Source organism: Clostridium sp. (genome assembly GCF_051278035.1).
GTDB lineage: Bacteria > Bacillota > Clostridia > Clostridiales > Clostridiaceae > Clostridium_AD.
Genome location: NZ_JBNMNU010000010.1, coordinates 1 through 22,324 on the forward strand (window position 1 = coordinate 1; position 22,324 = coordinate 22,324).

The following is a 22,324-nucleotide window of genomic DNA, read 5'->3' on the forward strand; positions in this document are numbered from 1 at the left end:
GTTTCTAAATTTCTTACATCATTTAGAGCATCAAATACACGAATAATATCTATACCATTTTCTACAGCCTTTTCTATAAATTTTTCTACTATATCATCTGGATAGTGCTTATACCCTAGAAGATTTTGACCTCTTAAAAGCATCTGAAGTTTTGTATTCTTTACCCTTTTTCTAATTTCTCTTAGTCTTTCCCACGGATCTTCGTTTAAAAACCTTAAGCAAGAATCAAAAGTAGCCCCACCCCAAACTTCCATAGAATAGTAACCCACCTTATCCATTTTCTCTAAAATAGGTAGGATTTCTGCTGTGGTAAGCCTTGTTGCAATTAAAGATTGATGTCCATCTCTTAATGCTGTTTCAGTAAATTTAATTTTTTCCATTTTTTCACCTCTTTTTAACAAAAGCTAACTCATTTTATAATAATGGGTTAGCTAAATATTAAGTACTTTGTTACTGTGCGATATTCATTTTTTTCTTTTTATAAGATGTTTTAATCATTGGATATGCAATTGAAGCAATTGTAATAATTATCAAACCTAATGCTACTCCTGAACCAACGAAAATTTTCATACTTCCATTTGATATTGTCATTGCTTGTCTGTATGATTGTTCCATTGTTCCCCCAACTATACAACCTAGTACCAATGGTGCTGATGGAAGCTCTACTTTACTCATTATGTATCCTAAAACACCAAATCCAGTTAATAAATAAAAATCTGTTACACTGTTACTTATAGCATAACACCCTACGAAGGCTAATGCTAGTACTAGAGGGTATAATACTTTTGCTGGAATAGCTAGAACTCTTACAAGAAGTCCAGCAAGTGGAATATTTATAATTGCTAATACAATATTTCCAACAAACATACTTGCGATAAGTCCCCATGCTATATCAGGATGCTGTGAGAATAATAGCGGTCCTGGTTGAATACCAAGCATCAATAATGCGCCCATCATAACTGCAGTTGTTCCTGAACCTGGAATACCAAGAGTAAGCATCGGTATCAAAGCTCCAACTGACGCAGCGTTATTGGCAGCTTCTGGTGCCGCTAAGCCTTCTATAGCGCCTTTACCAAATTCTTCTGGGTGTTTCGAAAATGATTTTTCATTATTATATGCCATTAACGATGCCATTGTTCCACCTGCTCCTGGAAGTGCTCCAATAAAGAATCCCATTGGTGTACTTCTTAGTATAGGCCATTTACATCTTTTCCATTCTTCTTTTGTAACCCAAATCTTCTTAAACTTTGTCTGAGATTTTTTAGTTCCCTCTTGAAGTGTTTTAAAGCTTTTAAAAACCTCGCCTAAAGCATATATACCAATTATAGCTACAAGAAAATCTATTCCTGTTTGTAAATGCAAGTTTCCAAAAGTGAATCTTGGAACACCAGATTGTGCATCTATACCAACTGTTGTTATCATGAGTCCTACAATTGTTGCAATAAAACCCTTTAACATATTCTTTTCTGACATTGATGCTGTCATTGCAAGTGCTGCTATCATCAAAAGAAAATATTCAGCCGGTCCAAATCTTATAGCAAAATCCGCAATAGGATTAGCAACAAGAACCATGAATACTGCTGCAATTGTTCCACCAATAAATGATGCTATTGCAGATATTGCAAGAGCAGATTCTGCCCTGCCCCCCATAGCCATAGGATAGCCATCAAAAGTTGCAGCTAAAGCCGCACCATCTCCTGGAGTATTTATTAAAATTGAACTTCTTGAACCACCATACATAGATCCATAATAGACCCCACACATTGTAATTAATGCAGCTGTTGGTCCCATTGAAAAAGTAAGTGGGAGTAATACTGCAACCCCTGTTGCAGGTCCAAGTCCTGGAAGCATACCAACAATAGTACCTAATACTCCACCTACAGTAACCATAAGTATATGGTAAGGTGTAACTGCTACCAGAAACCCATTAAATAAATTTACTAATACGTCACCCATTATTTCACCTCCTGTTAAATATTTATAAACGGTATTGTTGGAAGAATAATTCCTAGAAACTTCGAGAATAGAATATATATACCAATACTAAAACATATACTCACTATTGAATTTTTTATTATTTCTTTTTTATTAGTCAAATAAAGCATACCTTCAAGAAAGAAGAAAGTTGAAATTACAAATCCAATTTTATCAAAAATCAAAGCATATATAACGCAAAACATACAGGTTAACGCAATAAGCTTTGAATTAGATTTTTCTTTATCACTCATTTTCTTTAACTGTTGTAATGCTTCTTTTGTCTTTGACATATCACTTTTTAAAAAAAGTAAAATTCCTAAAGCAAACAGCATTCCACCTAATAAAAACGGAAAGGCTGAAGGCCCTAATGGTTTTCCTATTGTTGATCTTGGTAAGAGATAAGCTCCTAAAATATAAATTAATCCAAATAATGCAACAACAATTCCAACCAAAGCATCAAAATCTAACTTACGCTTACTACCCAATTTATATCCTCCTTCTAAATGTAAATCTGATAAGGAAAGAACTTTCCTTATCAGATTTGACCTTCATGTATTTTTCCTATTTTAGCATTCCAATTTCTTCTAATATTGATTTATAATCTTCATTAGTTTTATCTAAGAAAGTATTAAAATCAGCTGTATTTAAGTACGTTTGGTCCCATCCATTTGTCTTACAAGCTTCAATCCATTCTGGAGTTTCTACCATTTTACCTAAAGTATCCTGCCAATACTTAACAGCATAATCAGGCATATCTTTTGGTGCAAATAATCCTCTCCAGTTTGTAAATGTTGCATCTATTCCTTCTTCTTTGCATGTAGGTATTTCTGCAACAGCGCCTGTTCCTACTCTCTTATCAGCTGTCTGAGCTAATACTCTTAATTTTCCACTTTCAGCTAATTGTGCAACGTCAGAAATTCCTGTTGTTAAAAGATCGATATGCCCACCTAATACTTGAGCTGAAGCTCCACCATCTTGGAAGCTTACATAATCTATATCCTTTATGTTTTTAACTCCTGCAGCTTTTGCAATTATTAAGAATTGAATATGATCCATACTTCCTGCTGAAGAGTTTCCACCTATTTTAACACTCTTAGGGTCTTCTTTTAATGCATCCATTACTTCATTAATATTTTTATATTTCGAATCCTTATTTACAGCAAAAGCTGCGTAATCTGAAATAAGTCCTGCAAGTGGTGTAGTATCTTTATAACTAAATTCTGTTGAACCATTTAAGTTAATAAGGATAATTGGTGGTGAATATACAGATATTAGATTATCTGCATCTTTCTTTGCCTGCATGTATGCTAAATTTACACCGCCACCGCCGCCTGGTTTGTTAGTTATTGGCATTGGTACTGATACAAGCTCTGTATCTTCTAATACTTTTCCTACAGTACGGATAGTTAAATCCCAACCGCCACCTGCTCCACCTGGTGCTATAAATTCCATAGCATTTTTAGGATAGTCAGGTGTCGTTCCCTCATCAGTCGTAGTTTTTGCTCCACAACCTGCTAAAGATGTAACTGCTAATGTTCCGGCTAAAATGATTTTCATTAAATTGTTCTTTTTCATAGTAATTTCCCCCTCAAATTTTAATTTTTGACTGCTTTGATTTATATTTTAATGCAAGGATTAATTACCTTATTTCAGTAGAATATATTTAAGCAAAATAAAAAGGCCAGCACAAAAAACCTTAAAGTTTCTTGAACTGACCTTATAAAGCTTAACTTAAATAGTTATCTTTAATCCCTGTCATCATAAATATTAAATTTTATAATTCACACTTTATTCAGCGAAAACCTTTTCATCTCAAAGTACCTATATATATATTTACTTTAAGCCTATTGCCTTCACTTCTTATGTGGTTATCTTAGCATGTCCAAAGCACTATGTCAATGTATTAATACTATATTTTGAACAAGAGTAATTATTTTTGCTTTACTTTTCTTATAACATCCATTACAGTCCCATCTCTATATTCTACTATTCCAACAATTTCTTCATCAAATTCTGGTTTTTCTGGAATACCTGTAAAACTTTCCGCCAATTTCTTTAATTCTTCTATAGTCATAATAGGAAGGTTAGATTTTCTTAATTTTTCTATTATATCTGTTCTCCGAGGATTCACTGCTATTCCTCTTTCTGTAACAACCACATCAACAGTTTCACCTGGGGTTACAACTGTAGTTACTGCATCTACTATTATAGGTATTCTTTTCCTCATGAGTGGCGCTACTACAACCGTAAGTTTTGCTCCAGCAGCCGTATCAGGATGTCCACCTTGAGCTCCCATAATTACTCCTGTTGAACCTGTCATAACATTAATATTAAAATTAATATCTACTTCTGTAGCTGAAAGTACCATTATGTCCAACTGATGCGCAACACAGCCTTTATTATGAGGGTTGGCATACGTTGATGCTGACATTTCTATATGATTGGGATTTCTCTTAAGCGAACTAGATGATTCGCAGTCAAAAGTCTGTGTATCAAATAAGGCTTTAAATAACCCTTCTTCTAGCATGTTTACCAAATATGAATTTATTCCGCCTGAGGCAAATGAGCCTATAATTTCATTTTCTTTCATATATTCCTTAATAAATTTAACTACTGCTAGTGAAGATCCGCCACTTCCAGCTTGAAATGAAAAACCATTTTTCACGTATCCAGAATCTATTAGTACCTTTGCTGCATTCTCTGCTATTTTAAGTTCCAATGGATTATTAGTTACCCTAGTGGCACCTGTAGAAATTAATGAGGTATCCCCTATTTCATCCATTACAACAACATAATCAACTAATGATTGAGTAATACTTATAGGATATAATGGATATTCTACTATATTATCCGTTATTGCTACTACTTTATCTGCATACTCAGCATCAACCATAGCATATCCAATGGCTCCAAAGGAAGATTTTCCATCCACTCCATTCATATTACCCATTTTATCACAAGAAGATGCTCCTAAAAATGCTACATCAATTTTTACATCTCCAGCCTCAATAGCCCTTGCTCTTCCACCATGCGTTCTAAATATTACAGGGTTTCCTAAAATATTTTTGGTAGATATTTCTTTAGCAAGCTTTCCTCTAAGACCACTACTTTGGATTCCTGTAATCACACCATTTTTCACATGTTCAATTAGAGGTTCATGAGTTTTATTCAAAGATGAAGCGCAAATTGTAATATTTTTTATACCCATTTTTGCTATTTCATCCACAACTGTGTTTAGTATATAATCCCCATCTCTTAAATGATGATGAAAAGATATAGTCATTCCATCTTTAAGACCAACCGCATCGATAGCCTCCCTAATATTACTTAGCACTTTATTGTCACCAGGTTTGTTGTATGATTTTTTAGGCAAATATTTTCTGCCTTCAGGTTTTGTTTCAAAAGGACCTACATATGGTGTTGTTTCCCCTACACCTTCTATATATCTAGGTATTTTTCTACCTACTGCATTCACTATAAACTCCATTGTTTTATTCCTCCTCCTTATGTACTCCTGCGCCTTTTGCGAGCGCTACTATTCTCTCAGCCTTTTGAATTACTGGAAAGTCTACCATCTTACCATTAACAGTTATTACTCCAAGATTCATTGTTTCAGCCTCTTTAGCAGCGCAGATAATTTCTAAAGCCTTTGAAATTTCATCTTTTGTAGGTGTATAAATCCTGTGTACTTCTTTAACTTGCGCTGGATGCACACATGATTTACCTGAGAAACCTAAATTTTTCGCGTCTTTTACTTCCGCTGTAAATCCTTCCATATCTGAAACATCTGCCCATACTGTATCTATAGAATCTATTCCTGCAGCTGATGCCGCAATAACTACTCTTGTTCTTGCATAAAATAATTCTCTTCCAGCTTTTGTTCTATCCGTACCAAGCGATCTAGTAAAATCTTCTGCACCAATAGATATCGCTATGACTCTACTACTAGATTTTGCTATTTCATATGCATTTTCTACTCCCTTTGGAGTTTCAATCGCACATTGTATTTTAACTGTTCCTATTTCTATGCCATTTTCTTTTTCAACTTCTTCTATAAGTACTTCTAACGCTTTAACATCTGCGCTAGATTCACACATAGGTAATCTAATATTTTTAAGCCCTGCTTTTACAAGTTCTCGTACATCTGTTTCACCAAATGGTGTATACAATGCGTTAATTCTTGCAAATACTTCAATATTTCCATAATCCACAGCTTTTAAGGCTTCACATAATAAATCTCTTGCAGAGTCTTTTTCAGCATAGGCAACCGCATCCTCCAAATCATATATTATACAATCCGGGTTATAAATCTGCGCTGTAAAGAGCATTTTAGGATTACTGGCAGGACAAAACATCATTGTTCTTCTTAATTTTTTCATTAATTCATTCCTCCTTTTGCTCTTCTAATGGCTGTTTTAACACGAGCTTTTATTACAAAATCTAAAGCTCCTTGATCTTTTAAAGTAACATGTGCATTTTTAATATTCATTTCATCCAATACGTCTTTAACAGACTTCTCTATCTGTTTTTCAAATAGTTGTTTGACTTTACTTTCTATGTCTACGTTTACACCGTCAGATACGTTCAAATTAACATTAACCAAAACATCATCACCTTTTTCTCTACCTGCTTGTCCTATCATAATTAAAAACCTCCTCCAAAAGTTTAGTGTATTAAATAAAATTCCTATTTTTTAAAAACAAAAAAAGGTCAGCACAAAAACATAAATGTTTTTTGCGCCGACCTTATAAAGCTAAACTTATAAGTTTTCTTTAATCACTGTCAACATATATTTTATTAAATTAATTATATCTTTACCTTAAAAGTGACCTACTAAATACTACCGTATCATATCACATTAATATCTAGTAGTCAAATCACCTTACCCCTTAATAGAAGTTGATGAAGTTTGAACATTCTTCTTCATCCAGTCCTTGCCTTCCACGAGTCGTGTAACAATCATTGATGTTACAGCATCACCAGTACAGTTTATACAGGTTGCAGGAGGATCTACAAGGAACCCAATAGTTGCAATAATTGGGAATGCTTCTGGTGGGAATCCAAATAAGCTAACAATGAGCATTTCGCCGATAAGTCCGCCACCCGGAACACCGGACATAACTACGCCACCAAGAACTGAAACTGCTATTGCTGTAGCGTAGGTTCCAACGCCTGAAAACTCTTGTCCAAATATACCAAACAGAAATGAAATCTTTAATATAGAAGAGATAACAGTACCGTCCATATGCATGGTTGCACCTATAGGTAGAACAATTTCACGAATATCTTTTGGTACTCCCATACGCTCTGTTGCCTCTAGATTTACAGGCAAACTTGCAATAGAACTCTGTGTTGCAATCGACGTAATAGCCGGTCCTAAAATGTTTTTGAAGAAAGTTTTCACTCCTTCCTTACCTCCAGCATAATAAGAATATCCATAAAATGCAATAAAGAAGTATGCAATACATAGTGGATAATAGATAATCATAGCTCTTGCATATGCACCCAATAGTTGAGGTCCAAACTCACCAATTAGGCTTGCAAAATAAGCACCTAGACCAATTGGAGCATACCACATAATAATACCAACAAATTTCATCATAACTTTGGTCATAGCATCTAAACCCCTGGCTATAATGTTGTTTTCACCGCCAAGAGAACTAACGCAATAACCAAATATAATTGAGAATACAATAAGTGGCAACATATTAGAGCGAGAAAGTAGGCCACTAAAATCATTTACGGTTAGTGCCTTAACAATTTGTTCGGAAAATTTGACTGTTTCTAGCTCCATTGTAGAATCTAATGCTAGATTAGCACCTGCCGCAGGAGGAAATACCTTAACAATAATAAGAATGATAAAGCCAGCAATAACTCCTGTAACAACGAAGGTCAAGAACATGTTACTTACAATGTTCCCAAGCCTTTTCATATTCACCATGTTTCCTACTGCACTAGCTATGGTAACAAATACTAAAGGGGTTACAACCGTAAACATCAAATTAAGAAAAATATCTCCAAAAGGCTTAAGTGCTATAGCTTTTTCACCAAAAATAATACCAATGATGCTACCAATTACAATAGATAAAAGTAAAATAATAGGAAACCGATAGTTTTTCCATACGCTTTGTTTGGTTGTTTTCATTTTAATACTTCCTTTCATTGTTTAGTATTGTTTATCATTTATATATAAAATATCAAAACCATGGCAGGAAATGAATATTCTATAATCACTTAAAAAACTAGAAACTATAATATATTATCCAAATCTTCATCCATTATTTTTCCAATTGCAATAATATTGGTATCCCCTATTAAAAATAGCTTTTCTACACTATCCCCTGTTTTTTCCATTTCTATGAATAATTCTCCTCCAGGTGAAACAATTTTCACTTTGTTACCCTTTAAATATCCTTTTAGTACTAGAGCAACTGCTGTTGAACCAGAGCCCGTTCCACAAGCCAATGTGAAATCCTCAACTCCTCTTTCATATGTTTTTAAAATTGCGGTTGTATCGTCTAAAATATCAAAAAAGTTTACATTTGCTCCTTTAGGAAAATCTTTATGAAATCTTATTTTTCTCCCAATATCAAATAATTCACTTTCCTCCGTGTTTTGAAGACCTGGATATTTTACAACCGCATGAGGAATTCCTGGATTACCAAGTTCTATATATGAACACTCATATTTTTTACCATCTATTTCAACATCAGAATCAAGTCTAATATCTTCAGGACTATTAAGTTGAACTTTTACAAGTCTACCCTTTATTATTTCTGCTGATACTATACCTGCCAATGTTTCAAACTTCATTTTTTCCCCTGCAATATTATTCATATATGCATATCTAGCAATGCATCTTGCACCATTACCACACATCTCACCAATACTACCATCAGAATTATAAAAACGCATTTTAAAATCAGCATCACTCTCAGACGCGTCAACTACTATAAAACCATCTGCACCTAAGGATACTTTCCTCTTACACAACTTTGCAGCTATTTTAGGAATCTTATTTAGCGGCAACTTAAGTTTCATATTATTTACTATTATAAAGTCATTACCTGCTCCTTGAATTTTAGTGAATTCCATAGTTTCCTCCTCGAAATATCTCTATTAATATAATATTCTATTTTAAACTTGTTTAGTCGTAATACTTCAACAAATCTATAGTTTTATTTATTGGCCTGCCTAATATCTTCTATAATATCTTCCACATTCTCTATTCCCACAGAAAATCTGATTAATCCAGGTTCAATTCCAGCCTCAGAAAGCTGTTTGTCATTCATTTGCCTATGGGTTGAGCTTGCAGGGTGTAATACTAATGTTCTTACATCTGCCACATGTACAACTATTGAGGCAAGTTTTAATTTGTCCATAAATTTCACAGCTGCTTCTCTTCCACCCTTTATAATAAAGGAAATAACCCCACTAGACCCCTTAGGTAAATATTTTTTTGCTAGTGCGTTATATTTATCCCCTGGTAGTGAAGGGTAACTAACTGATTGTACTTTATCTAAGCCTTGAAGGAAGGTTGCTACTTTTAAAGCATTTTCAGAATGTCTTTCCATCCTAAGATGTAAAGTCTCCATACCAAAATTTGTTAAAAAAGCATTATTGGGACTCATGCAATTCCCCATATCTCTCATCATTTGAACTCTAGCTTTTGCAATAAAGGCTGCTTTTCCAAAAGCTTGTGTATAAACTAGACCATGATAAGATGGATCAGGCTGCGTAAACTCAGGAAATTCACCCTTTGTCCAGTCGAAATTACCTGAATCTACTATTACTCCCCCTACACTAGAGGCATGTCCGTCCATATATTTTGTAGTGGAATGTACCACTATATCCGCACCAAACTCAAAAGGTCTGCAAAGTATTGGCGTAGCAAATGTACTATCAATTATAAGAGGTACTCCATTCCTACGCGCAAGGCATGCAAACTTCTCTATATCTAGTACACTAATTTTAGGATTTGCAATTATCTCTCCGAAAATTGCTTTGGTATTTGTTCTAAACGCCTTTTGAATTTCCTCTTCATCACTGTCAGCGTCTACAAATGTTACTTCAATGCCCATTTTTTTAATAGTCATTGCAAGCAAATTAAAGGTTCCACCATATATAGCACTTGACGAAACTACATGGTCTCCATTTTGACAAATATTTAATATCGAAATTAGTGTTGCTGATTGCCCTGAGGATGTGCATAATGCACCTACTCCTCCTTCAAGTGCAGCAATTTTATTTTCCAAACATTCTACTGTTGGATTACTAATTCTAGAATACATATGTCCAGCTTCCTCTAAATCAAATAGCTTAGCTACCTGCTCTGTAGATTTGTATCTGTAAGTAGTGCTCTGGCATATTGGCAAAACATGTGGCTCTCCATTGCAAGGTTTATACCCTTCCTGTAAACACTTAGTTTCAATTTTCCATAAATTCACTTACTACACCTCTTTTTTTAATATTATATACATTATTACTTATTTTCCTTCTATTTTCAAGTATAAATATTCATCTACTTTAGTTTACTATAATTTATCTTTCCCTACCCATTTTCTTAATACTTCTGGAACAATAATACTACCATCTTCTTGTTGCATTTGCTCTACTATCGCTGGAAACAATCTACTTGTAGCTAGACCAGACGCATTTAAAGTATGAACATACTCCATCTTTTTACTTTCATTTCTTTTAAATCTTATCATTCCCCGTCTTGCTTGATAATCGCGAGCATTTGATGCTGAACTCACTTCTTTATATTCATTCATGCTAGGAATCCATATTTCAATATCATAGGTTTTCGCCATAGATGCACTACAATCTTTCGCAGCTAACTTACTCACCCTATAATGAAGCCCCAGTCCCTGTACAAGCTTTTCTGCTTTACCCAAAAGTTCGCAAAACGCAGAATCTGAATCTTCTGGCTTTGTATATTGAAACATTTCTACCTTATTAAATTGATGGCCTCTAATCATTCCTCTTTCTGATGCTCTATAACTTCCTGCTTCTACTCGATAACAAGGTGTATATGAGAAATACTTTTTGGGCAAATCTTCTTCCTTTAGGATTTCATCTCTGTGCAAATTAATTAATGCGGTTTCTGAAGTTGGAAGTAGAAACTGACTACTTTCTTTGTTTTTATTATCAGTAACCTTAAAAACTTCATCCTGAAATTTTGGAAACTGACCAGCGGTGAGCCCACACTTATATGATAAAATATGCGGAGGTAAAATGAATTCATACCCATCTTTTATGTGCTCTTCTATAAAATAATTAAGAAGTGCCCATTCAAGAATAGCACCATCACCTTTATAAACCCAAAAACCATTTCCTGATAACTTTGCTCCTCTTTCATAATCCACTAAATTATGTGTTGTTACAAGTTCCACATGATCCTTTGCAGCAAAATTAAAATTAGGCTTTTTGCCCCATTCTCGTATAACCACATTATTTTCCTTTCCTCCGGCCACCACATCATCATCCGGTAAATTAGGTAAGGCTTCTAGAAAAGTATTTATTTTTTCATAAAGTGGAGTTAATCTGTCCTCATAAATCTTTATTTCACTTGAAACCTCTTTCATATCTAAATATAAACTTTCAATGTTTTCACCACTTTTTTTAAGTTCCGGTATTTCTTTAGATACTTTATTTTTCTTATTTTTTAGGATATCAATTTCTAGTATTAACTTTCTTCTCTCGTCGTCCCACTTAAGAAGCTCAGTGAAATCAATATTGTCAATACGCTTAGAAAGAGCCTTCGTAACCTCCTGAGTATTTTCTCTAATTAAATTTAAATCTAACATATTATTGTACCTCCTCAATTTTGTATACAAAAAAACTCTCGTCTCTATAAAACTATAGAGACGAGAGTTAAACTCCCGCGGTGCCACTCGATTTGTCATATTTACATATGACCACTTTATTGTGCGATAAAGGACACAACCCTTTATTTTTTTAACTTACTTTTATGGAATCGGAGGGATTATATTACACACTGATTCTCACCAACCATCAGCTCTCTTAAGTACAATAGCAATCTTAATTTCCATAATTTACACAATGTATTAATTTTGTAGTTTACAAAGTTATTCTTTAAAAGATAATATCATTAACTGTAAATAAAGTAAAGTATTATATTTTTTAAATTTATACTGGTTTGAACCCATTATAAAGTAACGCTATTTGAGCTCTCATAACCTCACTCAGCATTTCTAAATCAATCGGCTCTTGCATTAAAGCACCCATGAATTGCATTAATACTACCGAATATATGTTGAAAGACAATATTTCAGTATTTACATTAGAGTCAATTAGTCCCTTTTCTATGTACCCATTTAAAAGAGCTTTAACCTGATTCATTAATTTATAATCCAATTTAATTAACTTTCCAAAATTAGATTCATCATACTGTTGTGAAAAAATCACAGATAAAATGTCTCTAAACAAATTTTGTGGCATGGATAAAAAAAGTCCTTGCATATAAATTTTCAGTAAATCCACTAATGTTTCTACTACATCGCTACCTGGTTTCTCAATAATTTTTTCGGCTTCTATATATATATCATCAGTTTTATCTGTTAAAATAAGCAGTAATAAATCACCTTTAGATTTCACGTAGTTGTAGAGAGTACCAACGCCAACCTCTGCTTTTTCAGCTATTTCTTCCATTGTAGTATCATTGAAACCTTTTGAAGTAAATAACTCCAGTGAGGCTTTTATTATACGATTTTATTTTTCTTTTTTTTGTTTTTCTCTAAGTCCAGCCATTAAAACACCCCACATAATTTATAAAATTTCTAATATGTATATTTTAGCATACATCTAGGATAAAACAATATTATATATTTCACTTAATATATTTATCTTGATATATTTTACAATTGACAAAAGATTTTATTAGATTTGCAATGTGAATGTACTTTAAATATGAACGAACTTCAAAATAAACTAATTTAAGTCAGGAGGAATAATATGTTTATCGAAATTAATAAAGTAGATAAATCTTATAAAACTAGCGATGTTGCTTTTAAAGCATTAAAAAATATTAATCTAGGTATTGATGAAGGTGAAATCGTAGTGATTCTCGGACCTTCCGGTTCAGGTAAATCTACACTACTTAATATAATCGGTGGAATAGACCATGTAGATTGTGGAAATGTCATTGTAGATGGAGTCGATATAATTAAGTTAAGTGATTATAAATTAACTCTGTACAGAAGAAACTCTTTAGGTTTTATATTCCAATTTTATAATTTAGTACCTAACTTAACCGTATATGAAAATGTAGAAGTTGCTTCCAATATAAGTAAGAACCCACTGAAAATAGATGAGGTATTAGCTTCAGTAGGTATGAGTGAGTTTAAAAATAGATTTCCAAGAGAATTGAGTGGCGGGGAGCAGCAGAGAGTTTCTATTGCCAGAGCTTTAGTTAAAAATCCTAAATTATTGTTATGTGATGAGCCTACAGGAGCACTAGATTTCACCACTGCAAAAGAGATTCTAAAATTGCTTACAGAAGTAAACCGAAAGTTTAATACTACGGTGGTTATAATAACTCATAATACTGCAATTAGCGGAATAGCAAATAGAATAATAAAGCTTCGATCAGGAGCAGTGAGTGAGAACATAATAAATGAAGAAATATTGCCTGCAGAAAGGGTTGAATGGTAATGATATTAAATAAAAAAGTAAAGAGGACTATGTATGAACACAAATCTCAGTATGTAGGCTGTATAATACTTATAATAATAGGCTGCATGCTTTACAGTTCTTTTAATATTGCCATGGTAGGAGTACTTGATAATCTTAAAAGTTTCAGAGTGGAAAACAAATTAGAAGATGCCAGTTTTATTGCAGAGAACCCCGTAGAAAATATTAATGAATTGGAACACAAATATGATTTGTTATTGGAAGAGAGAAAATCAGTAGACTGCGATTATGACAAGGAATCCGTTTTAAGAGTGTTACAAAGCACAGAAAAAATAGATAAATACGCTGTAATAGATGGCAAGACTCTTCAGAATAAAAATGAAATATTAATAGATAAAGGCTTTGCCAGTGCTCATTTATTATCTATAGATGATAATTTAAAAATAAAAAAAACAAACTTTAAAATAGTAGGTTACATGACAACGCCTGATTATGTATATCCACTAAAATCCGCCAATGATATTTTAAAAAATCCAAAGGCCTTTGGGGTAGCTGTGGTGTCAAATTCAGATATTGAAAAAATCGGAACCCCGCTAACCTACTATAGTGTTAAATTTAATAAAGAAAACAATGAGAAATTCAAGAAGAATTTAAATAATGACAATATGTTGATTCAATGGATTAACAAAAAAGATAATAACAGAATTTCCTTTATAGATGGTGATTTAAGTGGTGGTGTTGCTGTTGGTAAATATATGCCTATAGCTATTCTTCTATTAACCTGTGTGCTTATATCTGTTGTTCTTTCTAGACTTCTTAAAGGAGAGTATTTAATTATAGGAACATTGTATTCCTTTGGGTATACCAAAAGGGAAATAATGTCCCATTATCTTAGATATTCATTTGTTATTTCCTCTATTGGGAGTATCACAGTAACTATAATAGGTAGTTTCCTTGTAAATCCCCTAGTCTCAGCAGTTTCAGGTTATTATAATCTTCCTGTGCTAGTTATTAATTTCGATGCAAAATACACTATTATAAGTTTGTTACTTCCCTTTGTATTTTTGATTCCAGTAACTTATTTAGTTATTAAAAGCGCACTTAAATTATCGCCTCTAGAGCTTATGCGCGGCGGAACAAACAAAACAAAGGTAAACTTCATTGAGAAGAACCTTAAATTGGATAGGTTCAAGTTCAATACGAAGTTTAAAATAAGAGAAATGGTACGAAGCATGCCTAGAACCCTGCTTATGCTACTTGGGGTAGCTTTTGCCTCAATGTTACTTCTTCTTGGCTTTGCTACAAAGGACTCTATGGATTACATGGTAAATAGCAGTTATCAGAACATATATAAATATAATTATCAATATACCTTTAATTCACTTCAAGTTGGAGACATAAAATCCGGAGAAAAAAGATCCCTATCCACTTTCACATCCCAGTTTAATAACAAGGATGAGAATTTCATCATTTATGGAGCTGAAGGTGACTCAAAGTTAATTACCTTAGAAGATAAAAATAATACCCCTATTAATTTTGATAATATAATAATAACTAAATCCATGAGTGATAAATACAACCTTAAGGAAGGCGATAGCATAAACGTTGAAAATAAAGTAAATTCAAAGGAGTTTACAATTAAAATAGATAAAATTGCAAAAACCTATATTGGGGACATAATATATATGCCCTTAACCAAGTTCAATAACTTGAATAGCTATCCTGAGAATAGTTATCTTCAATTAGATTCTTTGGAAAAACTTAATATATCACAAGATAAGCTTATATCAAAGACTAACAGCCAAGATGCAATAGATGGCTACAACGCTCTGCTTAAGCCAATGAACTATATGATCGGTGGAATTGCTGCTACTGCATTTATTATTGGTTTAATAGTACTTTATGTAGTTACTTCCTTATTAATAGAGGAGAATAAAGCTAATATTTCTATGTTTAGAATCCTTGGGTACACCAAAAAAGAAGTCTTTTCGCTTATACTTGGTAGCAACATTATACTTGTTATATTAGGATATATAATATCAGTGCCACTTATATTAATAACACTCAAAAGCTTTTTTAATACTATGACTAAAGAGATGAATATAACCATACCTGCCAAATTAAACAATATAAATATTATAATTGGTTTTGTAATAATTCTAGTAACCTATGAGATATCAAAGGCTTTAAACAGAAGAAAGGTACTCAGTGTTTCAATGGCCGATAGCTTAAAGGAAAAACGAGAGTAGAGATAGAAAAGACACCCCCTACATCAATCTTGGTCGATGTAGAGGGTGTCTTTTGTTTTTATGGTTTGGCTACTTTCTAATAGTTTCATACTCTTCATTAAATCCATAACATTCTAAAATAGGCATTACAAACATAACACCAGTGTCAGGTTCACTTGTAAATTCTTTGCTTATTGTATCTACAACTGATCTCAATTTAGACTCCTCTTGTATTACGCATACTATAGTTTTATTGAAGGGCTTAGTTCCTTCAACTAGCCTTCTTATACCTGCAAATATTGGAATATCAATGTTTCTTTCAACTAATACACTACCTAGTCCTTGACTATCTATAGTTGTAGCACCGCACCCATTTTCGTAAAACACTTTAGAAATATCATCTAATTTATCAATGTTACTTAATATAATAAACACTGCATACATATGTTATCTCTCCTTAATTAAATATTAGATTCCTTAGCTCTTATTATAGCATTTTTAGTTAAGATTGGTCCAACTAACTCTGTAACTATTGTGGTAGCTAAAAGTATTGTTATTACAGTAGTACCGAGCTGAGTACCGCTAAATTCTTTACTAACTGTTATAGCAAGCCCAATTGCAACACCGACTTGTGAAAGAAGTCCAAAACCTATGTACTTCTTAACCGTTTCAGGTGCTTTTGATAACGAGGCACCGAGTGACGCACCAGCAATCTTACCAATCATCCTAAAAATGAAATAAGCAACGCCTATTACGCCTATTTCTGGTAATAGTGCAATATCTAGTCTACAGCCAGCTAATATAAAGAAAGCGGCAATAATAGGTGGCGAAAAAGTGTCTATATTAAAGAATGCTTTTCTACTGTAAGATGATACATTAGCAACTATAGTACCTAATGTCATTGCTGCAAGTAGAGAAGATAGGTCAAATACTGTACATATACCTATTAATAATATTAATGTTCCTGCTACGAAACCAAGATCTTCTTCTTTATTGCGACAGTTAGCAAGTAAATAGCATAAAGCTATTCCTAAAACACAACCTACCCCAAGTGATAATGCAATTTCTGCTATAGGATGTACAAGAACCTTAAAAACTGTTATTTCTTGATGTTTTATAAAGACTTTTGCTATGGAAGATGCAATAGAGTATATCATAAGACAGATTGCATCATCCACGGCTACAACTCCAAGTAATGTGCTAGTTAATGGTCCCTTAGCTTTACACTCCTTTAAAACCATTACTGTAGCAGCTGGAGCAGTTGCAGATGCTACGGCACCAAGTATTAACGCAATAGCAATATTATGTGGATTTGTAAAATAATACATTGCTATCGTAACTAATAAAAAAGCCCCTAGTGCTTCACATGTTGCAATTATAAAAATAGACTTACCTAGTTTTTTTATAACTGATACTTCTAGTTCACTTCCGATTTTAAAAGCAATAATTGCTAATGCAAAATCACTAATAAATGATAGCTTATTTATCATATCAGGGTTAACAATATTAAAACCCGAAACTCCAAGAATTAACCCCGCAATTATGTATCCAGCAACGGATGGTATTTTAAATTTATTTACTATTTTACCAAATATAACTCCTACAATTAATGCTGTACCTAAACTTATAAAAGCATTTATATTAATAATAATGCACCCCCTTTGTTTAAACCCATACCATCTATTATATTACTTTCATATCTATATGTAAATAGTTGTATAGCTTTAAATATAAAGTATTATGTCTACTAGGTTAGCTGATAGGAGTTTATTAGACACATGTGCAATAATGCTAGATACAGCATGAAAATGGAAATAAGAAGCTGACTAATTGATATAAATTGCAAATTGTTGGATTTTTATTTTAATTAGTTTTATTTTCATTATTTCAACATACCCTATACTGATAGCAATTTTATGGAGATTTCTGTATGACGAAAATATATGAAAATACCACACCGTGTGACGAGATCACATCATTTGAAGTAATTAAATTAATGAAAGAATTGATATCCATACCAAGTCCCTATTATTTTGAAGATGCCATTATGGATTTTACCTACCAATGGTTTATTAAAAATGATATACCCGCGTTCATTCATGAATACCATGAGCCGAAAATTACTAATTTTAAGGGCAAAAATGTTATCTGTGAAATTATCGGTGAAACTTTCGGCCCTACTATTTGTATAAATGGCCACCTAGATACCGTTAATCTTTGCAATGGGTGGTCTAAAAATCCATACGAAGGAATTGTAGAAGATGATAAAATTTACGGGCTTGGCGCTCTTGATATGAAATCAGGTTGTTGCTCCTCTATGCTTGCGCTCAGAAAGTTTCATGAACTCCACACAGAATTTACAGGAAAGATTATTGCAACTTTTGTTTCAGATGAAGAGGGACCTTATGGCCTTGGAACAAATGCGTTAATCGAAGAAGGATTAATTAAAGACGTGGATTTTGTAATCAGTACTGAGCCAAGCGCAGGGTTCAACAATCGTTCTTTTCCAGATATAGCTCTTGGGGCAAGAGGTGGCTATGGTGTTGAAGTAGAATTCTTCGGTAAAGCATCTCATGCAGCTCTCCCAAAATTAGGTATTAATGCAGCATTGGATGCTGGAAAATTCATGTGTGAATTAGAAAAAATAGATTATACTGAGGGTTTATTTTTAGGTAAAGGTGTTGCATGTGTCATTGCAGTAGAAAGTGATGGTGGTGCTTGTAGCGTTCCAGATTATGCTAAAGTCAAACTTTTTTGGCATGTTGTCATTGGAGAGAACGAAAAAAAAATAGAAAGTTATATAGTTGATGCAATAAAAAAAACAAATATTGAAAGCACTTATAGAATCACTTTTAGAGATGCACCTTTAGGATGCAACCGAGGCTATATACCCTATGTAGTATCAGTTCAAAATCATTTTGTCGCTACATTTTTAGAATCAATAGTTGATGTTTGTAATTGTGATGCAAGTATCTCTTATTTCCAGTGCATTGGTGATTTTAATCACTTAGGTTCAAGACTTAATGTTCCTGTAATTGTTTTCGGTGCTGAAGGTGAACATATTCATAGTTGTGACGAGTATGCTACCATAAGTTCTATCGTCAAAACAGCAGACATTATCTACGACTTTTTAGTCAAAGTACTTACAAACTAAAACTCAAAAGTATGCTCCGACAATGGTATTATTGGTCAAAAAAAGCCAACCTGTAAAGTTTTTTACAGGTTGGCTTTTTCTATTATACAAATTAACACTACTTAATACTAGCTAAAATCCAATCCATTATGCCAGTGCTTTGTAATAAAATTACAAATATAGCAATAGGAACTACCCATTTAATAAGGAATCCCCAAACAAAGGCAAGTCCAAACTTTACTTTTCCGTCATTAGTAGCTTCTGCTACAGCTTTGTCTACACCCCATACCCATCCGATGAATATACTTAACACTAATCCTGCAAGTGGTAGAAGGATACTTTCTGCAAGATAGCTCATCGAGTTAAAGAAATTAAGACCTTTAATAAATACCATATCTGACATAACAGGTCCATTAGCTAATGAAGAAGGTACACCAATAATGAAGGCAAGAATTGCAAGTCCAATTGTTGCCGTTTTACGTTTCCATCTGAATTCGTCAATACATACTGATACCGCCGACTCTAACAGTGAAATCGAAGATGTAATAGCAGCAAATAAAACTAATACAAAGAATAATATAGCAAAGAAAGAACCTAAAGGCATCTTAGCAAATACACCTGGTAATGTTATGAAAAGAAGTCCAGGTCCACCAGCTGGGTCAAATCCTAAAGCAAATACTGCTGGTAGAATTGTAAGTCCTGCAAGTAATGCTATTACAGTATCCAGCAATGGAATAAAGAATGCACTTTCTACAAGATTTTCACTTTTCCCAAGGTAACTACCGTATGCAATAATAACACCCATACCAAGACTTAGAGAAAAGAATACCTGACCCGCCGCCGCTAATATAACAGAGCCGTCAATTACAGAAAAATCTGGTTTTAATAGAAATTCAACACCTTCCATAGCACCTGGAAGTGTAACGGATCTAATCATAATTACAATCATCATTATAAATAATGCTGGCATTAAAATCTTACTAATCTTTTCGATACCACCACTAACACCACCCATAACTATAAATAATGTTATTGCCATAAATATACCATGGTAAATAATTGGCTGAACTGGGCTTCCTATGAATGTCGAAAATATACCTTCAAGTGCACCAAGGTCTGTTGTATTAAATCCCCCTGAAAATGCCGTAACAATATACTTTAATACCCATCCACCAATAACACTATAGAATGTTAATATTAAAAATGATGCCCCTACTCCTATAAATCCAACCCACGCCCATTTTTTCTTAATTTTTCTGTAAGCACCCACTGCACTTAGCTGTGTATGTCTACCGAGTACAAGCTCCGCCATCATTAAAGTAAACCCAACTAAAAATAGCATTGCAATATAAACAACGACAAAAGCGCCTCCACCATTTTTACCTGCGGTATAAGGAAACTTCCAAAGATTCCCAAGTCCAACTGCAGATCCAGCAGCAGCAAGTATAAATCCTGTTTTTGAACTCCACTGATCTCTTTTCGGCTTTCCATTTGTTTCTTTCATAACCACACCCCCTATAAAAATTAAAAAACACTTGAATATTTATACAATTTAATGTGAAAATCGACATAATTCTTTTCAAGTATATCGTTTACATATGTACCTGTCAACCTCTTACTAGGTATTAATTTCAATCTTCCTATTATTCTGCAATTTATCGAAACCTAAACCATAATCAGCCTTATTCTTTCGATTTATTGTTGCATGCCATATTGTTTCATTTTTTTATCTATATAAATTAAAGCTACCACTCATTATTAGAGTGATAGCTTTAATTTATCTTTTCTATTCTATTTTAAACTGTTTACATGCGCCACAACTTTATCAATTAATTGATCGGCTTTTTTTACGACATCACTAATTCCAACTTTAACTGTTGGTATACCCTTAAATCTTTCAACTTCTTTAATTCCCATATCCTTAGTTAAAATTACAATATCAGAACCTTTAACATCCTCTGCTGTAATTCTATTTTCTATACCTATTTGACCTTGAGTTTCCACTTTAATTTCTATGCCTTTAGCTTTTGCTGCTTTTTCTAGTGCTTCAGCAGCCATATAAGTGTGTGCCACTCCTGATGGACAAGCTGTTACTGCTAAAATTTTCATATTCTCATCTCCTAAATATATTACTATCCTAAATTTAATTATGCTTATCTTAGTATACTACTTATCAGTAATTATTATAATTAAAATTCTAAATCTATCTCATTATCATCACTACTACCACTAATTTCATCTTCAGATTTAACTTGAATAGGTTTCTTTAGAATATTAACTACTAGTGCTGTAACTAAAACACCTACTATTGTACCAACAATATAACTTACCTTACCTGAAGCAACTGGTAGTACTATCCATCCACCCCATGGTGCCGGATTTCCTGCGCCAAGTACCATAGCTGTAACTGAACCACATGCAGAACCAACCATTATTGATGGTATAACTCTTAGAGGATCAGCTGCGGCAAATGGTATAGCTCCTTCTGTTATTCCTATCATACCCATTAATATACCGGCTTTTCCAGCTTCTTTTTCTTCTGTAGTATACCTCTTAGGTGATAACATTGAAGCAATACCCATTCCTATTGGTGGTGTACAAATAGCCACACCTATACCTGCCATTATTTTTAAAGCCATTGGTGCTGCCATGCCTGTAGCTGGGTCTATTGTACCAACCATAGCTGCTCCAAATCCATATGCTACCTTATTAACTGGACCACCCATATCAAATGCAATCATAAGCCCTAAAATAAGTCCGAGAAGCGCTATGTTTCCAGTACCTAAACCTTCAAGCCAAACCTTCATTGCTTCCATAACACCTGCAATCGGTTGTCCGAGTACCCAAACTATTAATCCACCAACCACAAAAGTACCAACTAATGGAATAACAAATATAGGCATTACTGAACGCATAATTTTTGGAACTTTTATTTTCTTTAAATAGAAAACTACTAGTCCTGCTAGGAGTCCTGCAATTATTCCGCCTAGGAATCCTGCTCCTATTTGGTTTGCTAAGAATCCACCAATAACTCCTGGTGCAAGTCCCGGCCTATCTACCATGGAGAATGCTATAAAACCTGCAAGTATTGGAACCATCATTCCAAGGCCCGCTGCTCCAATTTGAAATAAATCATATAGTTTTGTGCCCTCTGGTGGTACTGCTGCTGAACCAGATAGTAGAACTGAAAGTGCTAATAACACTCCTCCTGCAACAACAAACGGAATCATGTAAGAAACCCCTGTCATTAAATGTTGCCTCGTGTGTTTAAATAATTCTTTTAAATCTTCCATTTTAATATTTCCCCCTCTTTACTAAATTTTATTTTAAT

At 33.6% G+C, this 22,324-nt stretch carries 19 protein-coding genes and 1 pseudogene; 3 read left to right on the forward strand and 17 right to left on the reverse strand.

The annotated features are described in order from the left end of the window. The 12 genes and pseudogenes from ACJAX4_RS02900 to ACJAX4_RS02955 all read right to left on the reverse strand — a co-directional run. Nucleotides 1-380, reverse strand: a pseudogene (locus ACJAX4_RS02900) (oxaloacetate decarboxylase subunit alpha); the annotation flags it as partial. A 70-nt stretch (nucleotides 381-450) separates the two neighbouring features. Further along, nucleotides 451-1,956: a tripartite tricarboxylate transporter permease gene (locus ACJAX4_RS02905; protein WP_435787952.1), complete on the reverse strand. Its 1,506-nt coding sequence runs from the start codon at nucleotides 1,954-1,956 to the stop codon at nucleotides 451-453. A 14-nt stretch (nucleotides 1,957-1,970) separates the two neighbouring features. After that, nucleotides 1,971-2,462: a tripartite tricarboxylate transporter TctB family protein gene (locus ACJAX4_RS02910; RefSeq protein ID WP_435787953.1), complete on the reverse strand. Its 492-nt coding sequence runs from the start codon at nucleotides 2,460-2,462 to the stop codon at nucleotides 1,971-1,973. 76 nt (nucleotides 2,463-2,538) lie between these two features. Further along, on the reverse strand, nucleotides 2,539-3,552 hold the full coding sequence (locus ACJAX4_RS02915; protein WP_435787954.1) for a tripartite tricarboxylate transporter substrate binding protein: 1,014 nt from the start codon (nucleotides 3,550-3,552) through the stop codon (nucleotides 2,539-2,541). A gap of 355 nt (nucleotides 3,553-3,907) precedes the next feature. Continuing rightward, a complete protein-coding gene (gene citF / locus ACJAX4_RS02920; RefSeq protein ID WP_435787955.1) occupies nucleotides 3,908-5,464 on the reverse strand; it encodes a citrate lyase subunit alpha in 1,557 nt (518 codons plus the stop codon). Between the two features lie 4 nt (nucleotides 5,465-5,468). Continuing rightward, entirely contained in the window at nucleotides 5,469-6,356 is an 888-nt protein-coding gene (locus ACJAX4_RS02925) for an aldolase/citrate lyase family protein (RefSeq protein WP_435787956.1), read from the reverse strand. After that, on the reverse strand, nucleotides 6,356-6,619 hold the full coding sequence (gene citD, locus ACJAX4_RS02930) for a citrate lyase acyl carrier protein (protein ID WP_435787957.1): 264 nt from the start codon (nucleotides 6,617-6,619) through the stop codon (nucleotides 6,356-6,358). Before citD ends, ACJAX4_RS02925 begins: the two co-directional genes overlap by 1 nt. Nucleotides 6,620-6,859: 240 nt before the next feature. Beyond that, nucleotides 6,860-8,122 (reverse strand): dicarboxylate/amino acid:cation symporter, encoded by a 1,263-nt coding sequence (locus ACJAX4_RS02935; RefSeq protein ID WP_435787958.1) that lies wholly within the window; start codon nucleotides 8,120-8,122, stop codon nucleotides 6,860-6,862. A 104-nt stretch (nucleotides 8,123-8,226) separates the two neighbouring features. After that, nucleotides 8,227-9,072 carry a diaminopimelate epimerase gene (gene dapF / locus ACJAX4_RS02940; protein ID WP_435787959.1) on the reverse strand — a complete coding sequence of 282 codons (846 nt, stop codon included), beginning with the start codon at nucleotides 9,070-9,072 and terminating at the stop codon, nucleotides 8,227-8,229. Nucleotides 9,073-9,155: 83 nt separating this feature from the next. Continuing rightward, nucleotides 9,156-10,424: an O-acetylhomoserine aminocarboxypropyltransferase/cysteine synthase family protein gene (locus ACJAX4_RS02945; RefSeq protein ID WP_435787960.1), complete on the reverse strand. Its 1,269-nt coding sequence runs from the start codon at nucleotides 10,422-10,424 to the stop codon at nucleotides 9,156-9,158. A gap of 87 nt (nucleotides 10,425-10,511) precedes the next feature. Continuing rightward, the gene (serS, locus tag ACJAX4_RS02950; protein ID WP_435787961.1) at nucleotides 10,512-11,786 is read right to left on the reverse strand and encodes a serine--tRNA ligase; all 1,275 of its coding nucleotides are present in this window, start codon (nucleotides 11,784-11,786) and stop codon (nucleotides 10,512-10,514) included. Nucleotides 11,787-12,129: 343 nt separating this feature from the next. Further along, entirely contained in the window at nucleotides 12,130-12,705 is a 576-nt protein-coding gene (locus ACJAX4_RS02955; protein WP_435787986.1) for a TetR/AcrR family transcriptional regulator, read from the reverse strand. Between the two features lie 249 nt (nucleotides 12,706-12,954). Here ACJAX4_RS02955 and ACJAX4_RS02960 point away from each other — a divergent pair, with 249 nt between their 5' ends. Then, on the forward strand, nucleotides 12,955-13,653 hold the full coding sequence (locus tag ACJAX4_RS02960; RefSeq protein ID WP_435787962.1) for an ABC transporter ATP-binding protein: 699 nt from the start codon (nucleotides 12,955-12,957) through the stop codon (nucleotides 13,651-13,653). Continuing rightward, on the forward strand, nucleotides 13,653-15,881 hold the full coding sequence (locus tag ACJAX4_RS02965) for an ABC transporter permease (protein WP_435787963.1): 2,229 nt from the start codon (nucleotides 13,653-13,655) through the stop codon (nucleotides 15,879-15,881). The genes ACJAX4_RS02960 and ACJAX4_RS02965 overlap by 1 nt, the downstream gene beginning before the upstream one ends. A gap of 69 nt (nucleotides 15,882-15,950) precedes the next feature. Here the strand turns inward: ACJAX4_RS02965 and ACJAX4_RS02970 are convergent, their stop codons facing one another. After that, nucleotides 15,951-16,304, reverse strand: coding sequence for a hypothetical protein (locus tag ACJAX4_RS02970; RefSeq protein ID WP_435787964.1), 354 nt, complete (start codon nucleotides 16,302-16,304; stop codon nucleotides 15,951-15,953). 17 nt (nucleotides 16,305-16,321) lie between these two features. Then, a complete protein-coding gene (locus ACJAX4_RS02975; protein ID WP_435787987.1) occupies nucleotides 16,322-17,512 on the reverse strand; it encodes a cation:proton antiporter in 1,191 nt (396 codons plus the stop codon). A gap of 278 nt (nucleotides 17,513-17,790) precedes the next feature. Here ACJAX4_RS02975 and ACJAX4_RS02980 point away from each other — a divergent pair, with 278 nt between their 5' ends. Continuing rightward, nucleotides 17,791-19,014, forward strand: a complete 1,224-nt coding sequence (locus ACJAX4_RS02980; protein WP_435787965.1) for a M20 family metallopeptidase — start codon at nucleotides 17,791-17,793, stop codon at nucleotides 19,012-19,014. Nucleotides 19,015-19,111: 97 nt separating this feature from the next. Here the strand turns inward: ACJAX4_RS02980 and ACJAX4_RS02985 are convergent, their stop codons facing one another. From ACJAX4_RS02985 to ACJAX4_RS02995, 3 genes are all read right to left on the reverse strand, one after another. Continuing rightward, complete coding sequence (locus tag ACJAX4_RS02985; protein ID WP_435787966.1) at nucleotides 19,112-20,497, reverse strand: sodium-dependent transporter; 1,386 nt, start codon at nucleotides 20,495-20,497, stop codon at nucleotides 19,112-19,114. A 287-nt stretch (nucleotides 20,498-20,784) separates the two neighbouring features. Continuing rightward, nucleotides 20,785-21,102, reverse strand: a complete 318-nt coding sequence (locus ACJAX4_RS02990) for a PTS fructose-like transporter subunit IIB (RefSeq protein ID WP_435787967.1) — start codon at nucleotides 21,100-21,102, stop codon at nucleotides 20,785-20,787. A gap of 80 nt (nucleotides 21,103-21,182) precedes the next feature. Then, entirely contained in the window at nucleotides 21,183-22,286 is a 1,104-nt protein-coding gene (locus ACJAX4_RS02995) for a PTS fructose transporter subunit EIIC (RefSeq protein WP_435787968.1), read from the reverse strand. Between the last annotated feature and the right edge of the window lie 38 nt (nucleotides 22,287-22,324).

Excerpts from the sequence above, each read along its gene's own strand:
- ACJAX4_RS02905 (WP_435787952.1), bottom strand. The coding sequence starts at position 1,956 with ATGGGTGACGTATTAGTAAATTTATTTAATGGGTTTCTGGTAGCAGTT.
- ACJAX4_RS02915 (WP_435787954.1), bottom strand. The coding sequence starts at position 3,552 with ATGAAAAAGAACAATTTAATGAAAATCATTTTAGCCGGAACATTAGCA.
- citF (WP_435787955.1), bottom strand. The coding sequence starts at position 5,464 with ATGGAGTTTATAGTGAATGCAGTAGGTAGAAAAATACCTAGATATATA.
- ACJAX4_RS02925 (WP_435787956.1), bottom strand. The coding sequence starts at position 6,356 with ATGAAAAAATTAAGAAGAACAATGATGTTTTGTCCTGCCAGTAATCCT.
- citD (WP_435787957.1), bottom strand. The coding sequence starts at position 6,619 with ATGATAGGACAAGCAGGTAGAGAAAAAGGTGATGATGTTTTGGTTAAT.
- ACJAX4_RS02935 (WP_435787958.1), bottom strand. The coding sequence starts at position 8,122 with ATGAAAACAACCAAACAAAGCGTATGGAAAAACTATCGGTTTCCTATT.
- dapF (WP_435787959.1), bottom strand. The coding sequence starts at position 9,072 with ATGGAATTCACTAAAATTCAAGGAGCAGGTAATGACTTTATAATAGTA.
- serS (WP_435787961.1), bottom strand. The coding sequence starts at position 11,786 with ATGTTAGATTTAAATTTAATTAGAGAAAATACTCAGGAGGTTACGAAG.
- ACJAX4_RS02960 (WP_435787962.1), top strand. The coding sequence starts at position 12,955 with ATGTTTATCGAAATTAATAAAGTAGATAAATCTTATAAAACTAGCGAT.
- ACJAX4_RS02965 (WP_435787963.1), top strand. The coding sequence starts at position 13,653 with ATGATATTAAATAAAAAAGTAAAGAGGACTATGTATGAACACAAATCT.
- ACJAX4_RS02970 (WP_435787964.1), bottom strand. The coding sequence starts at position 16,304 with ATGTATGCAGTGTTTATTATATTAAGTAACATTGATAAATTAGATGAT.
- ACJAX4_RS02980 (WP_435787965.1), top strand. The coding sequence starts at position 17,791 with ATGACGAAAATATATGAAAATACCACACCGTGTGACGAGATCACATCA.
- ACJAX4_RS02985 (WP_435787966.1), bottom strand. The coding sequence starts at position 20,497 with ATGAAAGAAACAAATGGAAAGCCGAAAAGAGATCAGTGGAGTTCAAAA.
- ACJAX4_RS02990 (WP_435787967.1), bottom strand. The coding sequence starts at position 21,102 with ATGAAAATTTTAGCAGTAACAGCTTGTCCATCAGGAGTGGCACACACT.
- ACJAX4_RS02995 (WP_435787968.1), bottom strand. The coding sequence starts at position 22,286 with ATGGAAGATTTAAAAGAATTATTTAAACACACGAGGCAACATTTAATG.